The sequence below is a fragment of the Streptomyces sp. MMBL 11-1 genome, from assembly GCF_028622875.1.
Classification (GTDB): Bacteria; Actinomycetota; Actinomycetes; order Streptomycetales; family Streptomycetaceae; genus Streptomyces.
This window is the reverse complement of sequence record NZ_CP117709.1, coordinates 6,981,788-6,997,525: the sequence shown is the minus strand read 5'-3', so window position 1 is coordinate 6,997,525 and position 15,738 is coordinate 6,981,788. Positions and strand designations below refer to the sequence as shown.

At 72.1% G+C, this 15,738-nt stretch carries 11 protein-coding genes; 2 read left to right on the top strand and 9 right to left on the bottom strand.

Annotated elements, in window-relative coordinates:
• Positions 1-11: 11 nt before the first annotated feature.
• The 4 genes from PSQ21_RS30895 to PSQ21_RS30880 all read right to left on the bottom strand — a co-directional run bounded on the left by PSQ21_RS30895 (position 12) and on the right by PSQ21_RS30880 (position 6,192).
• Positions 12-1,631, bottom strand: coding sequence for a molybdopterin-dependent oxidoreductase (locus PSQ21_RS30895; protein ID WP_274034604.1), 1,620 nt, complete (start codon positions 1,629-1,631; stop codon positions 12-14).
• A gap of 123 nt (positions 1,632-1,754) precedes the next feature.
• On the bottom strand, positions 1,755-3,977 hold the full coding sequence (locus PSQ21_RS30890; protein ID WP_274034603.1) for an NADP-dependent isocitrate dehydrogenase: 2,223 nt from the start codon (positions 3,975-3,977) through the stop codon (positions 1,755-1,757).
• A 202-nt stretch (positions 3,978-4,179) separates the two neighbouring features.
• Positions 4,180-5,664, bottom strand: coding sequence for an amidase (locus PSQ21_RS30885; protein WP_274034602.1), 1,485 nt, complete (start codon positions 5,662-5,664; stop codon positions 4,180-4,182).
• Between the two features lie 138 nt (positions 5,665-5,802).
• The gene (locus tag PSQ21_RS30880) at positions 5,803-6,192 is read right to left on the bottom strand and encodes a hypothetical protein (RefSeq protein ID WP_274034601.1); all 390 of its coding nucleotides are present in this window, start codon (positions 6,190-6,192) and stop codon (positions 5,803-5,805) included.
• Positions 6,193-6,491: 299 nt separating this feature from the next.
• Between PSQ21_RS30880 and PSQ21_RS30875 the strand changes: the two genes are divergently transcribed.
• A complete protein-coding gene (locus PSQ21_RS30875) occupies positions 6,492-7,253 on the top strand; it encodes a hypothetical protein (RefSeq protein ID WP_274034600.1) in 762 nt (253 codons plus the stop codon).
• 43 nt (positions 7,254-7,296) lie between these two features.
• Here PSQ21_RS30875 and PSQ21_RS30870 read toward each other — a convergent pair whose 3' ends face one another.
• Positions 7,297-9,453 (bottom strand): MMPL family transporter, encoded by a 2,157-nt coding sequence (locus PSQ21_RS30870; RefSeq protein WP_274034599.1) that lies wholly within the window; start codon positions 9,451-9,453, stop codon positions 7,297-7,299.
• Between the two features lie 341 nt (positions 9,454-9,794).
• Here PSQ21_RS30870 and PSQ21_RS30865 point away from each other — a divergent pair, with 341 nt between their 5' ends.
• The gene (locus tag PSQ21_RS30865) at positions 9,795-11,168 is read left to right on the top strand and encodes a hypothetical protein (RefSeq protein WP_274034598.1); all 1,374 of its coding nucleotides are present in this window, start codon (positions 9,795-9,797) and stop codon (positions 11,166-11,168) included.
• A 94-nt stretch (positions 11,169-11,262) separates the two neighbouring features.
• On the opposite strand, the gene PSQ21_RS30860 is transcribed toward PSQ21_RS30865, so the two are convergent.
• Genes PSQ21_RS30860 through PSQ21_RS30845 form a run of 4 tightly spaced genes read right to left on the bottom strand, consistent with a single transcriptional unit; the run spans position 11,263 to position 15,738 of the window.
• Positions 11,263-12,447, bottom strand: a complete 1,185-nt coding sequence (locus PSQ21_RS30860) for a hydroxymethylglutaryl-CoA synthase (protein WP_274034597.1) — start codon at positions 12,445-12,447, stop codon at positions 11,263-11,265.
• A gap of 3 nt (positions 12,448-12,450) precedes the next feature.
• Positions 12,451-13,512, bottom strand: a complete 1,062-nt coding sequence (locus tag PSQ21_RS30855; protein WP_274034596.1) for a hydroxymethylglutaryl-CoA reductase — start codon at positions 13,510-13,512, stop codon at positions 12,451-12,453.
• Positions 13,509-14,624, bottom strand: a complete 1,116-nt coding sequence (gene fni, locus PSQ21_RS30850; protein WP_274034595.1) for a type 2 isopentenyl-diphosphate Delta-isomerase — start codon at positions 14,622-14,624, stop codon at positions 13,509-13,511. Before fni ends, PSQ21_RS30855 begins: the two co-directional genes overlap by 4 nt.
• Positions 14,614-15,738: a phosphomevalonate kinase gene (locus PSQ21_RS30845; protein WP_274034594.1), complete on the bottom strand. Its 1,125-nt coding sequence runs from the start codon at positions 15,736-15,738 to the stop codon at positions 14,614-14,616. Before PSQ21_RS30845 ends, fni begins: the two co-directional genes overlap by 11 nt.

The window sequence follows — 15,738 nt, the reverse complement described above, 5'->3', positions numbered from 1 at the left end:
CGCCCGGGCGGTCAGTCGACGGTCACCACGACGGAGTGCCGGCCGCTCGCGCCGTCGGGGACGGTCCTGGTGCGCTCCTCGGTCTGGAGCTCGCCGGTGCCGTCGGTGGCGCGGACGGTCAGGGTGTGGACGCCGGGGGTCGCCTTCCAGGGGTAGGACCACTGGCGCCAGGTGTCGACGGTGGCCTCCTCGGCGAGTTGCGCCGGGCGCCACGGCCCGTCGTCCACCCGGATCTCGACCTTCTCGATGCCGCGGTGCTGGGCCCAGGCCACTCCGGCCACCATGACCGTTCCGGCCTCCGGGCGCCCGAAGGGCTTGGGGGTGTCGATCCGGGACTGGGTCTTGATCGGGGCCTCGCGCGCCCAGTCGCGCTTCACCCAGTACGGGTCGTACGCGTCGAACGTGGTGAGCTCGATGTCCTCGATCCACTTGCAGGCCGAGACGTACCCGTACAGGCCGGGGACGACCATGCGGACGGGGAATCCGTGGACGAAGGGCAGCGGTTCGCCGTTCATCCCGAGCGCGAGCATCGCGTCGCGGCCGTCCATGACGTCCTCGACGGGGGTGCCGAGCGTCATGCCGTCCACGGACCGGGCGACGAGCTGGTCGGCCGGGCCGCGCCGGGACGGCGGCTTCACCCCGGCCTCCCTGAGCAGGTCGGCGAGCCGGACGCCGATCCACCTGGCGTGGCCGACGTAGGGGCCGCCGACCTCGTTGGAGACGCAGGTGAGCGTGATCTCCCGCTCGATCAACGGGCGTTCCAGCAGGTCCTGGTAGGTGAACTCCAGGTCGCGCCGTACGCCCTTGCCGTGGATGCGGAGCCGCCAGGAGTCCGCGTCGACCTTGGGGACCACGAGGGCGGTGTCCACGCGGTAGAACGTGTCGTTCGGCGTGGTGAAGGAGCTGATGCCGCGGGCCCTCACCTGTACGCCCGCCGGGACCGGTCGCGCGGGTGAGGCCGGCGCCGGCAGCGTCACGGCCTCGCGGGAGGCGACGGCGTTCCGGCTGCTGCGGCCGTTCAGCATCCGGCCGACGGCGCCCGCCGCGGTGGACGCGGCGGCCGCGGCCGTGGCGGCGATCACGAAGCCCCGCCGGTCCCAGCCGGCCTCGCGCTCCTGCTCGTCGTCCTGCCCGCTCCCCCGCCCCCGCTCCTGACCGGTGATCCGGTGCGGGCGGGTGAGCCGGCCGATGAGGACGTACAGCAGTACGGCCCCGACGACCGCCCCCAGCAGGGACGGCAGACCGTCCACGAGGCCCGTGGAGTCCGGCCTGCCGACGGCGGCCGCCGCGCCGACCGCACCGAAGAGCAGGACGGTCGCGGAGCCGGCCCGCCGGTGCCGCAGCGCCAACAGGCCGACGGCCAGGGCGAAGAGGGCGAGCGTGACGACGATGCCGAGTTGCAGGACGAGCTTGTCGTCCTCGCCGAAGTTCCGGATCGCCCAGTCCTTCACCCCGGCGGGCGTCCGGTCGATGGCCGCTCCGCCGACCGCTGTCACGGGACCCGCCTCGGGCCGGACGGCCGCCGAGACGAGCTCGGCGACGGCCAGCGAGGCCCATCCCGCGAGGAGTCCGCTCAGGGCGGCGAGCGTGGAGCGGGTCAGTGCTTTCCGGGTGATCCTCACGGTCGTCATTCGGAGCCCTTGCCCCGGTGGATTGGTCCGTGACCCGTACGGGCTCCGAACGCGAACCGCCCCGGCGGGCGCGGAGCCTGCCGGGGCGGGGCGGTGAGGCGGACGGGGCCGCCTCGCGTCAGGTCAGCCGAGGGTCGCGATGGCCTGGTTGAACGTGGCGGACGGGCGCATGATCGCCTCGGCCTTGGCCGGGTCGGGCTGGAAGTAGCCGCCGATCTCGGCCGGGGAGCCCTGCACCGCGATCAGCTCGGCGACGATGGTCTCCTCCTGCTCGGTCAGCGTCTTGGCGAGCGGCGCGAACGCCTCGGCGAGCTTCGCGTCGTCGGTCTGCCGCGCCAGCTCCTGGGCCCAGTACAGGGCCAGGTAGAAGTGGCTGCCGCGGTTGTCGATGCCGCCGAGGCGACGGCTCGGGGACTTGTCCTCGTTGAGGAAGGTGCCCGTCGCCCGGTCCAGGGTGTCGGCGAGGACCTGCGCCCGCGCGTTGTCCGTGGTGGTCGCCAGGTGCTCGAAGCTGACCGCGAGGGCCAGGAACTCGCCCAGGCTGTCCCAGCGGAGGTAGTTCTCCTTGACGAGCTGCTGGACGTGCTTGGGCGCCGAGCCGCCCGCACCGGTCTCGAAGAGGCCGCCGCCGTTCATCAGCGGGACGACGGAGAGCATCTTCGCGCTGGTGCCGAGCTCCAGGATCGGGAAGAGGTCGGTGAGGTAGTCACGGAGCACGTTGCCGGTGACGGAGATGGTGTCCTCGCCGCGGCGGATGCGCTCCAGGGAGAAGGCGGTGGCCTCGACCGGGGACTTGATGGAGATGTCCAGGCCGTCCGTGTCGTGGTCGGCGAGGTACGTCTTCACCTTGGCGATCAGGTTGGCGTCGTGCGCGCGGGTCTCGTCCAGCCAGAACACGGCCGGGTTGCCGGTGGCGCGGGCGCGGGTGACCGCGAGCTTGACCCAGTCCTGGATCGGCAGGTCCTTCGTCTGGCACATCCGGAAGATGTCACCGGCGCCGACGGCCTGCTCCAGCACGACCGCGCCGTTCGCGTCGACGACGCGCACGGTGCCGGTGGCGGGGATCTCGAAGGTCTTGTCGTGGCTGCCGTACTCCTCGGCCTTCTGCGCCATCAGACCGACGTTGGGCACGGAGCCCATGGTCGACGGGTCGAAGGCGCCGTTGGCGCGGCAGTCGTCGATGACGACCTGGTAGACACCGGCGTAGCTGCTGTCCGGGAGGACGGCGATGGTGTCGGCCTCGTTGCCGTCGGGGCCCCACATGTGACCCGAGGTGCGGATCATGGCGGGCATGGAGGCGTCGACGATGACGTCACTGGGGACGTGCAGGTTGGTGATGCCCTTGTCCGAGTCGACCATCGCGAGGGCGGGGCCCTCGGCCAGCTCGGCCTCGAAGGACGCCTGGATCTCGGCGCCCACGTCCGGAAGCGAGTCGAGGCCCTTGAGGATGCCGCCCAGGCCGTCGTTCGGGGTGAGGCCGGCCGCCGCGAGCTGCTCGCCGTACTTGGCGAAGGTGTTCGGGAAGAACGCGCGGACCGCGTGGCCGAAGATGATGGGGTCGGAGACCTTCATCATGGTGGCCTTGAGGTGCACGGAGAACAGCACGCCCTCGGCCTTGGCGCGGGCGACCTGCGCGGTGAAGAACTCGCGCAGCGCGGCGACGCGCATGACGGCCGCGTCGACGACCTCGCCCTTGAGGACGGGTACGGACTCGCGGAGCACGGTGGTGGTGCCGTCGTCACCGTGCAGCTCGATGCGGAGCGAACCGTCCTCCGCGACGACCGCGGACTTCTCGGTGGAGCGGAAGTCGTCGACGCCCATCGTGGCGACGTTCGTCTTCGAGTCGGCAGTCCAGGCGCCCATGCGGTGCGGGTGGGCCTTGGCGTAGTTCTTGACGGACGCGGGGGCGCGGCGGTCGGAGTTGCCCTCGCGCAGCACCGGGTTCACGGCGCTGCCCTTGACCTTGTCGTAGCGGGCGCGGACGTCCTTGTCCGCGTCGGTCCGCGCCTCGTCCGGGTAGTCCGGAAGGGCGTAGCCCTGCTCCTGGAGCTCGGCGATGGCGGCCTTGAGCTGCGGGATCGAGGCCGAGATGTTCGGCAGCTTGATGATGTTCGCGCCGGGGGTCCTGGCCAGCTCGCCGAGCTCGGCGAGTGCGTCATCGATACGCTGCTCGGCCTTGAGGTGCTCCGGGAAACTGGCGATGATCCGGCCCGCGAGGGAGATGTCACGGCGCTCGACCGTGACGCCTGCGGTCGAGGCGTAGGCCTCGACGACGGGCAGGAACGAGTAGGTCGCCAGGGCAGGGGCCTCGTCGGTGTGCGTATAGATGATGGTCGAGTCAGTCACCGGGTGCTCCGCTCCACGTCTGCAACATTGCTTGACATCAAGATATCTCTTCACCGTGCCGGGCTCCACAAGGCCCCCGTACGGCTTCACGCACCGTGGGTGCCTCGGCGCCCCGGGGCCCGGCCTCCGTCGGCTCGCCGCGTGAGGCGCCGGGCCCGCGTCACGGGGCCGGGGCCGGTGTCACTGGCGGTTCGGGGGGGTGTCACGGGTGGTTCGGGGGCCGGTGCTCGTGCCAGCGCAGGTCGTCCTCCAATTGGGCGGCGAGCGCGATCAGCCGTTCCTCGCTCCGGGAGGGGCCCAGGAGCTGGGCGCCGACGGGGAGCCCGGACCGGGTGAAGCCGGCCGGGACGTTCACCCCGGGCCAGCCGAGGACGTTCCACGGCCAGGCGTAGGGGCAGGCGGCGGTCATCGTGAGATCGGTGCGCCAGGCGCCGAGGCGGTCGAAGGCGCCGATCCGGGGCGGCGGCGCGGCGGTGGTCGGGGTGAGCAGCACGTCGAATCCGGAGGCGTCGAAGAGGGCGCCGATCCTGCGGTGCTGGCGCACTTCACGGGCGCGGGCGGCCCGCACCACCCGCCCGCCCAGCCGCTTCCCGGTCCGCAGGGCGCTGCGGGTGCGCGGGTCGAGCAGGGCCGGTTCGGGGTGGCGGGCGGCGAATTCGGCGATGCCGGCGGTGGCGCGGGGCACGAAGGCGAGGCCGATCAGCCCGTACCGGGGGCGGGCCTCCTCGACGTGGTGACCGAGCCGGGCGAGGGTCTCGGCGAGCGCGGCGACGGCCCGGCGCACCTCCGGGTCCGGTCCGGCGCCGGTGAGCGTGAGCGGGGGGCGCCAGGCGAGGGCGATGCGCAGCCGGCCCGGGTCGCGGCGGGCGGCGTCGGCGGCGCGCACGGCGGGCGGGCGGTGGAAGTCCTCGGGGTGCGCTCCGGCGACGACGTCCAGGAGCAGCGCCGCGTCGGCGACCGTACGGGCGAGGGGGCCGTTCACGGTGAGCCCCTGGAAGGCGTCGCGGTGCGGGTGGACCGAGATGCGCCCGCGCTGCGGTTTGATGCCGACGAGGTGGGTCCACGCGGCCGGGATGCGCACGGATCCGGCGCCGTCCGAGCCGAGGGCGGCGGGGACGAGCCCGGCGGCGACGGCCGCCGCCGATCCGCCGGAGGAGCCGCCCGGGGTGTGCGCGGTGTTCCACGGGTTGCGGGTGGCGCCGAAGGCGGGGCCTTCGGTGAAGGGCCACTGGCCCAGCTCGCAGGAGTTGGTCTTGCCGACGACGACCGCCCCGGCGGCGCGCAGCCGTCGGACCGCCTCGCTGTCGTGGGCGGCCGGGGGCAGCTCCCCGTCGCAGCCGAAGTGGGTGGGCAGGCCCGCCACATCCGTGTCGTCCTTGACGGCTACCGGCACGCCGAGGAGCGGCAGCCGCTCCCCCGCCGCCAGCCGCCGGTCGGCCTCCGCCGCCTCGGCGAGGGCCGCTTCGGTCCGCAGGTGGCGGAAGGCGTTGAGGGTGGGCTGCGTGGCCTCGACGCGGGCGAGGGCGTCGGCCACGAGGGCGGAGGAGGTGGTGGTGGCGTCGGCGAGCCTGCGGGCGCTCTCCGCGAGTCCGGGCCCCGGCCGCGGCCCGGGAGCCGCGGGGCGGGGGGCGCGAGCGGGATCCCGTACGGCCGGGCCGGTCCGGTCGGTGGGCTCGGTTGAGGACATGGGCGTGCCGCCTCCCTCGTGGTGCGGGCCGACCGGTCGACCCGGTTGCGCCCGCCCGTACTTACTGGAGGGTAACGAGCGGAGGCGGCCCGCTCAACCGTTCCGGCCGGAACGGGGCCCGGGTCTATCGCCCCGGGGTCACGGGCGGACGTGGATCTCGCCGATGCCGGTGCCCAGGCTCCCGCAGTGGGCGGTGGACTGGCCGGACTCGCCGGGCCTGAGAGTGACGTGATTGCCGTCGACGTCCGGGGACCAGCCGCAGACGAGGTGGACCCAGAAGGTCTCCGTCCGGCTGCCGTTGTTGCGGCAGAGCGCGAAGCCCGTGTAGTCGTCGATGGCGTGCTTGCCGGTGTCGCAGGAGAGGCCGGGCGGAATGGCGCCCGGGGCGGCGGTCGCCGTGGTCGCGGTGACCGGGACCACGGCCAGCGCGGCCGCCGTCGACGCGGCGGCGAGCGCCGGCAGGGCGGACCGGGGGCGCTTCCCCCTGGCCGTGCCGCCCTTGCTCCTCGTCCCCGTGAACAGGTTCATGGTGCTCCTTCGTGGTGCGTGCGGTTCTCCGCGGTGCGTGCGGCGTGCGTTTCCGGTGGCGTGTGCGCTTCCGGTGCGGGTGCGTTTCCGGTACGGCGTCGCGTACGTGCTCGTGGTGCGTCGCGTACGTGATCCCGGGCGGGATCACCGCAGCTCTGCCCACCCTCCGTGGCCGAAAACACCGCCGCGCTTCACTCTCCGTGCACGCGCCGGGCGGCGCCCGGGCTGTCGGCGTACGCTCGAAAGTGCCGGCCACCATGGATCGCGACCCCTGACCGGGGCCTTTGCGAGGAGGCGACGTGAGCGGACACCGATGGGCCGCGCGGGCGGCCGCGGGTGCGGCGGCCGTCGCTCTCACCGTGACGGGTGGCACCCTGCCGCAGGCTGACGACGACCTCGACTCGCTCAGCGCCGAGGAGATCGTCGAACGCTCGCGCGACGCACTGCTCGATGTGGACTCCCTGCGTCTCAGCGCGCGCGGCAGCCTCGACGGCAGCGGCCCGGACATGAACCTCGACCTCACTCTGGACCGCGAGGGGAACTGCACCGGCAGTGTGGACATGGGAGACGACGGCTCGGTGGAGATCGTCAAGCGCGGCGACGACGTCTGGCTGAAGCCGGACGCCGCCTTCTGGAAGAAGCACGTGCCGATCGGCGGCACCACCTTCGACGCGATCCTCGACGGCCGCTACATGAAGGCCTCGGCGGACAACCCCCGGCTGCTCAGCGTCACCGAGGTCTGCGACCTCGACACCTTCCGCGAACTGATCAGCGACAACGCCGGCACCGCTGACCGGGGCACGCTGACGAAGGGCGAGAAGACCGAGGTGAACGGCGCGCCCGCCGTACCGGTGACCCGGACCGAGGACGGCGAGCGGCTGACGGCCTACGTGGCCGCCGAGGGCACGCCGTACCCGGTGCGGATCACCGTGCGGAACGCCGACGAGGAAGGGACCGTGGACTTCTCCGGCTTCGACCGGCCGGTGCCGACGGCCACTCCCCCGGCCGACGAGACGGTGGACGTCACGGCCCTGCTGGGCCGCAGCGTCAAACCCGTATAGCCCGCGGCGCCGTCCTCCTGGACGGCCGGACGCCCGGAGCCGGTCAGGGGGTGATCGCCCCCTGACCGGCGGCGGTCCTCCCGGACGGCGGTGCCGTCTCCTCGGTCAGGCCGATACGGTCGTGGAGGCGCCGCAGCGGAGCCGGCGCCCACCAGTTGAAGCGGCCCATCAGACGCATCATCGCCGGGGCGAGCAGACATCGGACGATCACGGCGTCCACCAGAACGGTCAGGGCGAGCCCCAGACCGAAGAGCTGCATGAAGGACACCTTCGAGATGCCCATGCCCGTGAGGACGATGGCCATGAGGACGGCTGCGGCGGTGAAGACACGCCCGGTGCGGGCGACGCCCATGGCCACGGCGTGGGTGTTGTCCTCGGTGGTGGTGCGGCCCGAGGCGAGCCACTCCTCACGGATGCGGGAGAGCAGGAATACCTCGTAGTCCATCGACAGGCCGAAGGCCAGGCAGAACATGAGGACGGGCACGTTGGCGACGAGATAACCGGTGGCCGTGAAGCCCAGGAGCCCGGACAGGTGCCCCTCCTGGAACACCCACACCATCGCGCCGAACGCGGCGGCCAGTGACAGCGTGTTCATCACCAGCGCCTTCAGGGGCAGCACCACGCTGCCCGTGAACAGGAACAGCAGCACGAACATGGCGAGCGCGATCAGCGCCACCGCGTAGGGCAACGGCTCGGTGAGCGCGTCGATGACGTCCTGGTTCTCCGCGGCGGCTCCGGCGAACAGGGTCTTCCCGGGGCTGTCCACGGCGCGCAGGTCCGCCAGCAGTTGCTTGCCCTCCTCCGCGTAGGGGTCCAGGGCCGTACCGACCCGCAGCACCGCGCCCGCCTCGTTGGTGAGGGCCGCGCGTCCCGGCCCGACCTGCGCGCCGTCGGTGAAGAAGCCGGCGCCGCTGGCCACGTCCGAGACCCCGTCGACCCGGGACAGCTCTGTCGCGTACGCGGCGAGCTTCTGGTCCGGGCCGTCGAAGTCGGGCAGCACGATGGTGGTCGAGGCGGCGGCGTCCTCCGCGAAGTCCTCGCGCAGCATGTCGCCGACCTGACGGCTCTCCGAGACGGAAGCGCTGATCACCCGGTCGTCCGGATAGCCCCACTTCGACGACAGGAAGGGTGCGCCGAGGAGCAGCAGCAGGGCGGTGGTCAGGACGGCGACCGGGACGGCGCGCCGGGTGACAGCGACGACCATGCGGTACCAGCGGGTGTCCTCGGGCTCGACCGCGCGCGGCGGCTTGAGCTTGAGGCGGCGTCGCAGGGGAACCCGGATGTCGTACTTGTCGACCCGGTCGCCGAGCAGGATGAGGGCCGCGGGCAGGACGAGCACCGCCGTCAGGACACTGACCAGGACGACGGCGACGCCCACGTAGGCGAAGGACCTCAGGAAGAACACCGGGAAGACGAACAGGGCGGCCAGCGCGAGCGCGACGGTGATCCCGGAGAACACGACCGTACGGCCCGCCGTCTGACCGGCGCGCAGCACGGCGTCCGCGGGGGCGAGCCCGGCGCGCAGTTCCTCGCGGTAGCGGCTCACCATGAGGAGGCTGTAGTCGATGCCGAGCGCGAGGCCGAGCACGGTCGTCATGTTGAGCGCGTAGATGTTCACATCGGCGAACAGGGTCACCAGGCGCAGGACCGCGAGCGTCGTCACGATGGAGACGGCACCGATCAGGAGCGGCAGACCGGCCGCGATCAGGCTGCCGAAGACCATCATCAGCACGATGAGCGCGATCGGGAAGGCCACGGCCTCGCCGATGGTGGCGTCCCTGGTGACCGTGGAGTTCATCTCCGCCATCAGCGGGCCGTAGCCGCCGACGCGGACCGTCACCCCGTCCGGCCGCGGCGCCTCGTCCAGCAGCTCGTCGGAGACCTTCGGCAGCTCGGTCTCACTGGCGTCGATGTGGGCCGTGACGAGCCCGGTGTCACCGTCCTCGCTGCGCAGCGGGGATCCGGCCTCCGGGCCGAGGCTCCAATAGGACTGGATGCCGTCCACGTCGTCGCGTTGGCCGAGCCATGACGCGAGGGTCTCGCTCGCGGAGCGCGCCTGGGCACTGTCCGCGCCCTCGTCGGAGGTGACCGCGACAATGAGGTTCGGCTGCACGCCGCTGAAATGGTCGTTGACGACGGTCACGGCCCGCGCCGACTCGGAATCCGGGGAAGTGTAACCACCGGCTTTCAGACGGTCCATGACGGACGCCCCGAAAACCCCGCACACAAACACCGTGATCAGCGTGGCGATGAGCACCATCTTGGGTCGGTTGATTGCAAGACGAACAACTCGGGTCAGCATCCCTGCACCCCTGCCACCGGCCACCTCTGATCTCGTTGCCTGCGATGAACACAGCGAGCGTAGGCAGCCGCCGAACCGATCACTACGGCTGGGTTGCCGCACGAAAAGTGCGCGTGCGCATTCAGCCAACGTCGTCGAAAAATCGCCCCTTCCGCAGCCAGGTTGTCGATCTGGCGCGTCCCCCGCTCGACGCATAGGGCGAGGGTCTCATCAAGAGGCCGCCGATCATGGGGGACACAGTGACGGACTCAGCCATCACCGAACTGCGGATCGACACAGGGAACAGACCCGGGCCCGGCCTCGCGGGGGCGCTCGCGCCCTGGGCCGGCCGGCCGGCCCGGACACCGCGACGCTCCTTCCCGGGCGAACCGGACGCGCCCGCCACCGAATCCGCCGTCGTCCCGACCGGAACGACGGCCTGCACGCTCGCCGAACGCAAGGCCCTGGCCAACACGGTCGCCACCCGCTACGCCCAGGCGGGCAAGCAGGAGAAGTCGGAGATCCTCGACCACCTGTGCGCGGTCACCGGATGGCACCGCAGCCACGCCCGCAAGGCGCTGCTGAGGGTGGCGCGCCCGCAGGCCGCCAGGCCGCCGCGCACCGGTCGTACCAAGTACGACGCCGATGTCGTCGCCGCCCTGACGCTCTGCTGGAAGGTACTGGACCGGCCCGCGGGCAAGCGGCTGGCCCCGGTCCTGCCCCACCTGGTGCCGGTGCTGCGCCGCCACGGCGAGCTGGACATCAGTGACGAGACCGCCGAGTTGCTGATGGGCATGTCGGCGGCGACGATCGACCGACGGCTGGCGGAGCAGCGGCAGCGGACCGTGGTGCCCAAGCACATCCGGGCCGGATCGCTGCTGCGCAACGAACTCCCCCTGCTCAACTGGGCCGAGTGGGACCACACCCGGCCGGGCTTCATGGAGATCACGGTCGTCCGGCACGACGGCGACGGGCCGGAGGACGGCTGCCTGCGGACGGTGACCGTCACCGACATCGCCACCGGCTGGTCGGAGAACCGCACGATCCGCAACGTCAACCGGGTGCCGTACGCGCTGGACGAGGTCGCCCGGATCCTGCCGTTCCCGATGCTGGGGCTCGACTCGGGCAACTCCGGTTCCGAGGCCGAGGACATCCTGCTGGGCTGGTGCGGGCAGCGCCGGGTGACGTTCACGCACGCACGCCCGACGTACAGCGGCAACCACCACGTCGGCCAGAAGAACTGGAGCCTGCTGCGGACCATCACCGGCGACCACCGGTACGACACCACCGCGCAACTGGTGCTGCTCAACCAGATCTGGGCGGCGCTGTCCACCCTCACCAACTACTTCTACCCGCAGCAGCACTCCGTGCCCGCCGATGAGAACGGGGGCCCGCGCCGCAAGGAGTACGACACGGCCACCCCGTACCACCGCACTCTGCGCCACCACGAGGTCACCGCCCACGACAAGGCGATCGTCGCGGACACCTACGCCTGCCTCAACCCGGCGGATCTGCACCGCCGGAGCATGGAGATGACCAGCCGGCTGCACCTGATGGCAGCGGGCGGGACGGAGCCCGCGCATCGGGCCGCCCTGCCGCGCACCCACCATCGGGCACCCGGCGCCGCCTCCTGACGGAGGAGCCGATGTGCGGCGGTGCGTCCCGCGGCCCGAGGCGGCCGCGGGACGCACCCGGGCGGGCAGCCACCAGGGGTGGACGGGACAGCCCTCAGCGCGCCTCGTACAGGCGCTTGTGCCGGCTGATCCCGGCGAGCCGGTAGGGCCCCTCTGTCTGCGTCGGCACCAGGTGGTCGCCGCCGTCGGTCGGCAGGGAGTGCGCGCGCAGCTCGCGGCAGGCGGCGTAGTCGATCGGCCGGCGGCGGGAGACCGCCTCGCGGTGGGCGGCGGTCCGCAGGTGCGCGCGGTAGCCGGGAACGACGGTCCCCGCGAAGAACTCCGCGACACTGCCGGACCCGTAGCTGAGGAACCCGACCGGCCGCCCGCTCAGGTCGTCCGCGTCGTCGAGCAGCGCGGCCAGGGCCAGGTACACGGAGGCGGTGCAGCTGTTGCCGATGACGGTGTTGTAGGCCGTGGTCCGCCCGAGGACACGGTCCACCACGGCGTCATCGGTGTCCTCGCCGCAGCAGTGCAGCAGGTGCCGGTGCGCCTTGTAGGCCATCTTCGTGAACGGCTGGTGGTAACAGAAGGCGGCGAACTCGCCGAGCGCCCGCCCGCCCTTCTCCCGGTAGTCCTTCCACACCCCTTCCACCGCCTGCAGATAGGCGGAGATGGACTCCTGCCCGTCCACCAGTGCGGCCTCCCGGTAGTTCGGACGCCAGAAGTCCATGACGTCGGCGGTGAACAGCCCCGAGGGCTCCTCCACGCGGACGAGCGCGGGGTCCGCCGAGACCAGCATGGCGACCGCGGCCGCCCCCTGGGTCGCCTCACCGGGGCTGTCCGGGTCGTACTTCGCGACATCGGTGGCGATCACCAGGACGCGCTGGGCGGGGTCCCGGTGGACGAGCCCCAGGGCGAACTGGAGTGCGGCGGTGCCGGCGTAGCAGGCCTGCTTCAGTTCCACGACCCGGACGGCGGAGGGCATGCCGAGGAGCGAGTGGACGTAGACACCGGCGGCCTTCGCCTGGTCGATGGACGACTCCGTCGCGAGCACCACCGTCCGGATGCCGTCGGTGCCGTGCCGGGCGACCACCGGGGCGGCCGCGGTCGCGGCCATGGTCACGATGTCCTCGTCGACGGCGGGCACGCTCATCGCCCGCTGGCCGATACCGATGTGGTACTTGGCTATGTCGGCGCCGTTGTGGAGGGCCAGTTCCGTGTGGGGCAGGACGAACCGTGTCGTCGCGAAGGACAGGTCGTGAATTCCGACGGTGCCGGTGACGCCGTTCCCGGTCATGTCCTACACCCCGATCCGGGTCGTCTCGTTGTCGCGTTCCAGACGGACGTGCGCGCGCATGAGTTCGCCGGGGTTCGTCTGCGCGGCGAGGAGCGAGAGTTCACCGCACAGGACCGTCGCGGCCGCGACGACCGCGAGTCGGTGCGCGTTCTCTCCGGTGGGACGGTCGGCCCGGCAGCCGAGGCGGATGAGATTGGCCTCCACGAAGCCCAGTCCCTTGCCGTTGCCCACCGTGCCCACGATCAGGTTCGGCAGGGTGCAGGAGAAGTACAGGTCACCGTCGCGGTCCTCGGCGATGGTGACGCCCTGCGATCCCTCGACGATGTTGGCCGCGTCCTGGCCGGTCGCCAGATAGAAGGCGAGCAGCATATTCGCGTAATGGGCGTTGGCCGAGCGGATTCCGCCCGCCAGCAGCGTGCCGATGAGGTTCTTGCGTACGTTCAGGGAAGCGATCTTCGCGGCCGTCGTGTGCAGCCTCTCGACGACCACCGAACGCGGCACGAGGAGTTCGGTGACGACGTTCTTGCCGCGGCCCAGAATTCCGTTGACGGCGGTGGCTTTCTTGTCCGTGCAGTAGTTCCCGGATATCGACCCGTACGCGATATCCGGAACGGTCCGCAGGATGTGGGCCAGCAGGGCGTCGGCCGCGAGGGTGACCATGTTGTGGCCGGAGGCGTCACCGGTGCTGAACTCGAACCGGATGAACAGCAGATCGGCCGCGATCTCGTACCGCATGCCGAGCAGTTCGGCGTATCTGCTGCAACCGCGTACCACCTCACGCAGTTCGTCGATACGCGCGTCGAGCTGCCGGGTCGCGGCATGGGCGGCCTGCGCGTCCTCCGCCTCGACGAGCACCGATCGCGTCATCCGGTCATCGACGAGCGTGGCCACGATCCCCCGCTCGGTGCGCCGGGAGATGTTCGCGCCGCGCTGCACGGACGGCCACAGGGGTGTCTCGTAGGTGGCTAGCGGCACTTCGGTCTCGGTGACGGCGACGTTCCCGGAGATCCGCAACGGCCCCACCCATCTCATGGGGACCCCGGCGGTCTCGTACGTGTCGTTCATCGTGTGCTCCCCGTCGTGCGGTCCATCGTGCGGTCCGTGGTGCGGTCCGTGGTGTTGAGGAAGCCGGACCGTTGGGCTGTCCGGCGCGTGTCGATGCCCCGGTCGACGCAGAAGTCCCGCAGGGCCCCGTGGACCAGCACGTCGCACCGGGTCAGCTCGGCCGGTGTGCGCGCGCCGAGCGCGGTCATCAGTCCCGCCAGATGATCGAGCCAGGTGGAGATCTGCTCGACCAGCGCGGACACCCCGCCGTCCAGAAGGGTCTTCAGGAATCCGCCGGAGGCACCGACGGCGGCGGCGCCGAGGGCCAGCGAGCGGGCCACGTCGAGCGGGTGGCGGACGCCACCGGAGGCGAGCAGCGGAATGCCCGCTCCCTGCCCGTCCAGCAGACAGGCGGCCGTGCTCTGCCCCCAGCCGTCGAGGTAGGCGTAGTCGGCGCCATCGCGCCTGCCGTTCTCGATGCGGGCGAAGTCGGTCCCGCCGCGACCGCCGACATCGGCGACCCGGACGCCGAGCTTCTGGAGCAGGGCCACGGTCTCGCGGCTCAGCCCGAACCCGACCTCCTTGACGATCACCGGTACGTCCACACCGGCCGCGATCTCCTCGATCCGCGGGCCCCAGGAGGCGAACGACCGGTCGCCCTCCGGCATCACCGTCTCCTGGACGGTGTTGAGGTGGATCTGCAGGGCGTCGGCCCCCAGCAGACCGACGGCCCGCCGCGCGTCGTCGACGGTGGTCGTCGCGTTGATGTTCGCCATGAGGAACCCGTCCGGGTTCTCCCGGCGCATCACGGCGAACGTGTCGGCCGACGACGGGTCCTTGAAATAGGCGCTCATGGATCCTGACGCGATCGGCACGCCGGTCTCGCGCGCGGCGATCGCCAGGTCCCGGTTGATGACGCCGGTCCTGGCGCTGCCGCCGGTCATCGCGTTGATGTACAGGGGGACCGGCCATTCGATGCCCGCGAACCGGGTCCGCAGGGACACCTCCGGCCGGTCGAGGCCGGCCAGCGCGTGGTGGACGAAGGACACGTCGTCGAACTGGTTGCGGCCGCCGGGTCCGTGTTGCTGCTCGACGGCGAGCCGGACATGGTCGTCCTTGCGTTCAGCGATCATTGCTCTGGTCCCTTCGGTCGGCGGGGCGGAGGGGCAACGGCACGATTCCGACCTCTTTCCAGCGGGCCCTCAGCCGCGCGATCCGCTCCGGTGCTTCGTCGGGCAGCAGGGCGATGCCGCAGTCGCCGCCGCCCGCGCCCGAGGGTTTGGCCGCTCCGCCGGCGGCCTCGGCCTCGTCGCACAGCGCACGCAGCTCCGGGGTGAAGACGCCGAGTCCGGTCTCCTCGTCCAGGCGGGCGAGCAGCTGCCGTGCGGCACGGAACCGGTCCAGCAGGCCGGCTCGGTCGCCGTCCTCGATCGCGCGGATCGCGGCACGGACGCAGTCGGCGCTGGCGGCCAGGAAGTCCCGGTGGGACGGGCCGCCCCGCCAGTCGCTCGTGTCCAGGCCCGACGCCAGGGCCGCGGTCGAGGCGGGCCGTCCGGTCCAGCCGACGACGAGGGCGAGTCCGCGGGGCGACGGCAGCGGCCGGACCTCGCACGCGGGCCAGGGGGCACGCAGTGTCTCCTCCACGCCCCGGCGCCGGGCCGACTCCAGCACGGCCCCGCGGTCGGGCGCCCGGTAGGCGATCCAGCCACCCCACGTGCTGGCGGCGAGGTCACCGCCGGAGGGGCCGGGGTCGATCCGCGCCGTCGCGAGCAGGGCCAGCCGGAACCGTGCCCCGGGCGGCAGTTCCATCCCGCGGTACGCGGCCGTGGCCTCGACGGTCGCCACGGTGACCGCTCCGCTGGAGCCCAGGCCGTACTTCCTGCCCCGGTCGTGCAGCCGGCTGCCGATCGTGATGTGGAGCGCGGAGGCGGGCAGCCCGCGCTCGGCCCGCAGCCGGTCGGTGACCTCGACGGCCGACACCACGTGCGCCAGGGCTTCGTGCGCCAGTCGGTCGTCCACCGGGCCGAGGCCGGCGAGCCGGTCACCGTGCCATCGCAACCGCACCTCTTGAGCGAGCAGGTCCGAGGTGATCACGACATCGGCGCCGGCGCTGCCGGGGGCGGTCACCGTGGCGGAGACCCGCCGGTCGACCGCCACCAGGATCGCCGGGTTGCCCGGCTCCACGACCGCGTACTCCCCGGCGGCGAACAGTTTGCCCGGCGCGTGCCGGGTCACCGTGCGGGTCAT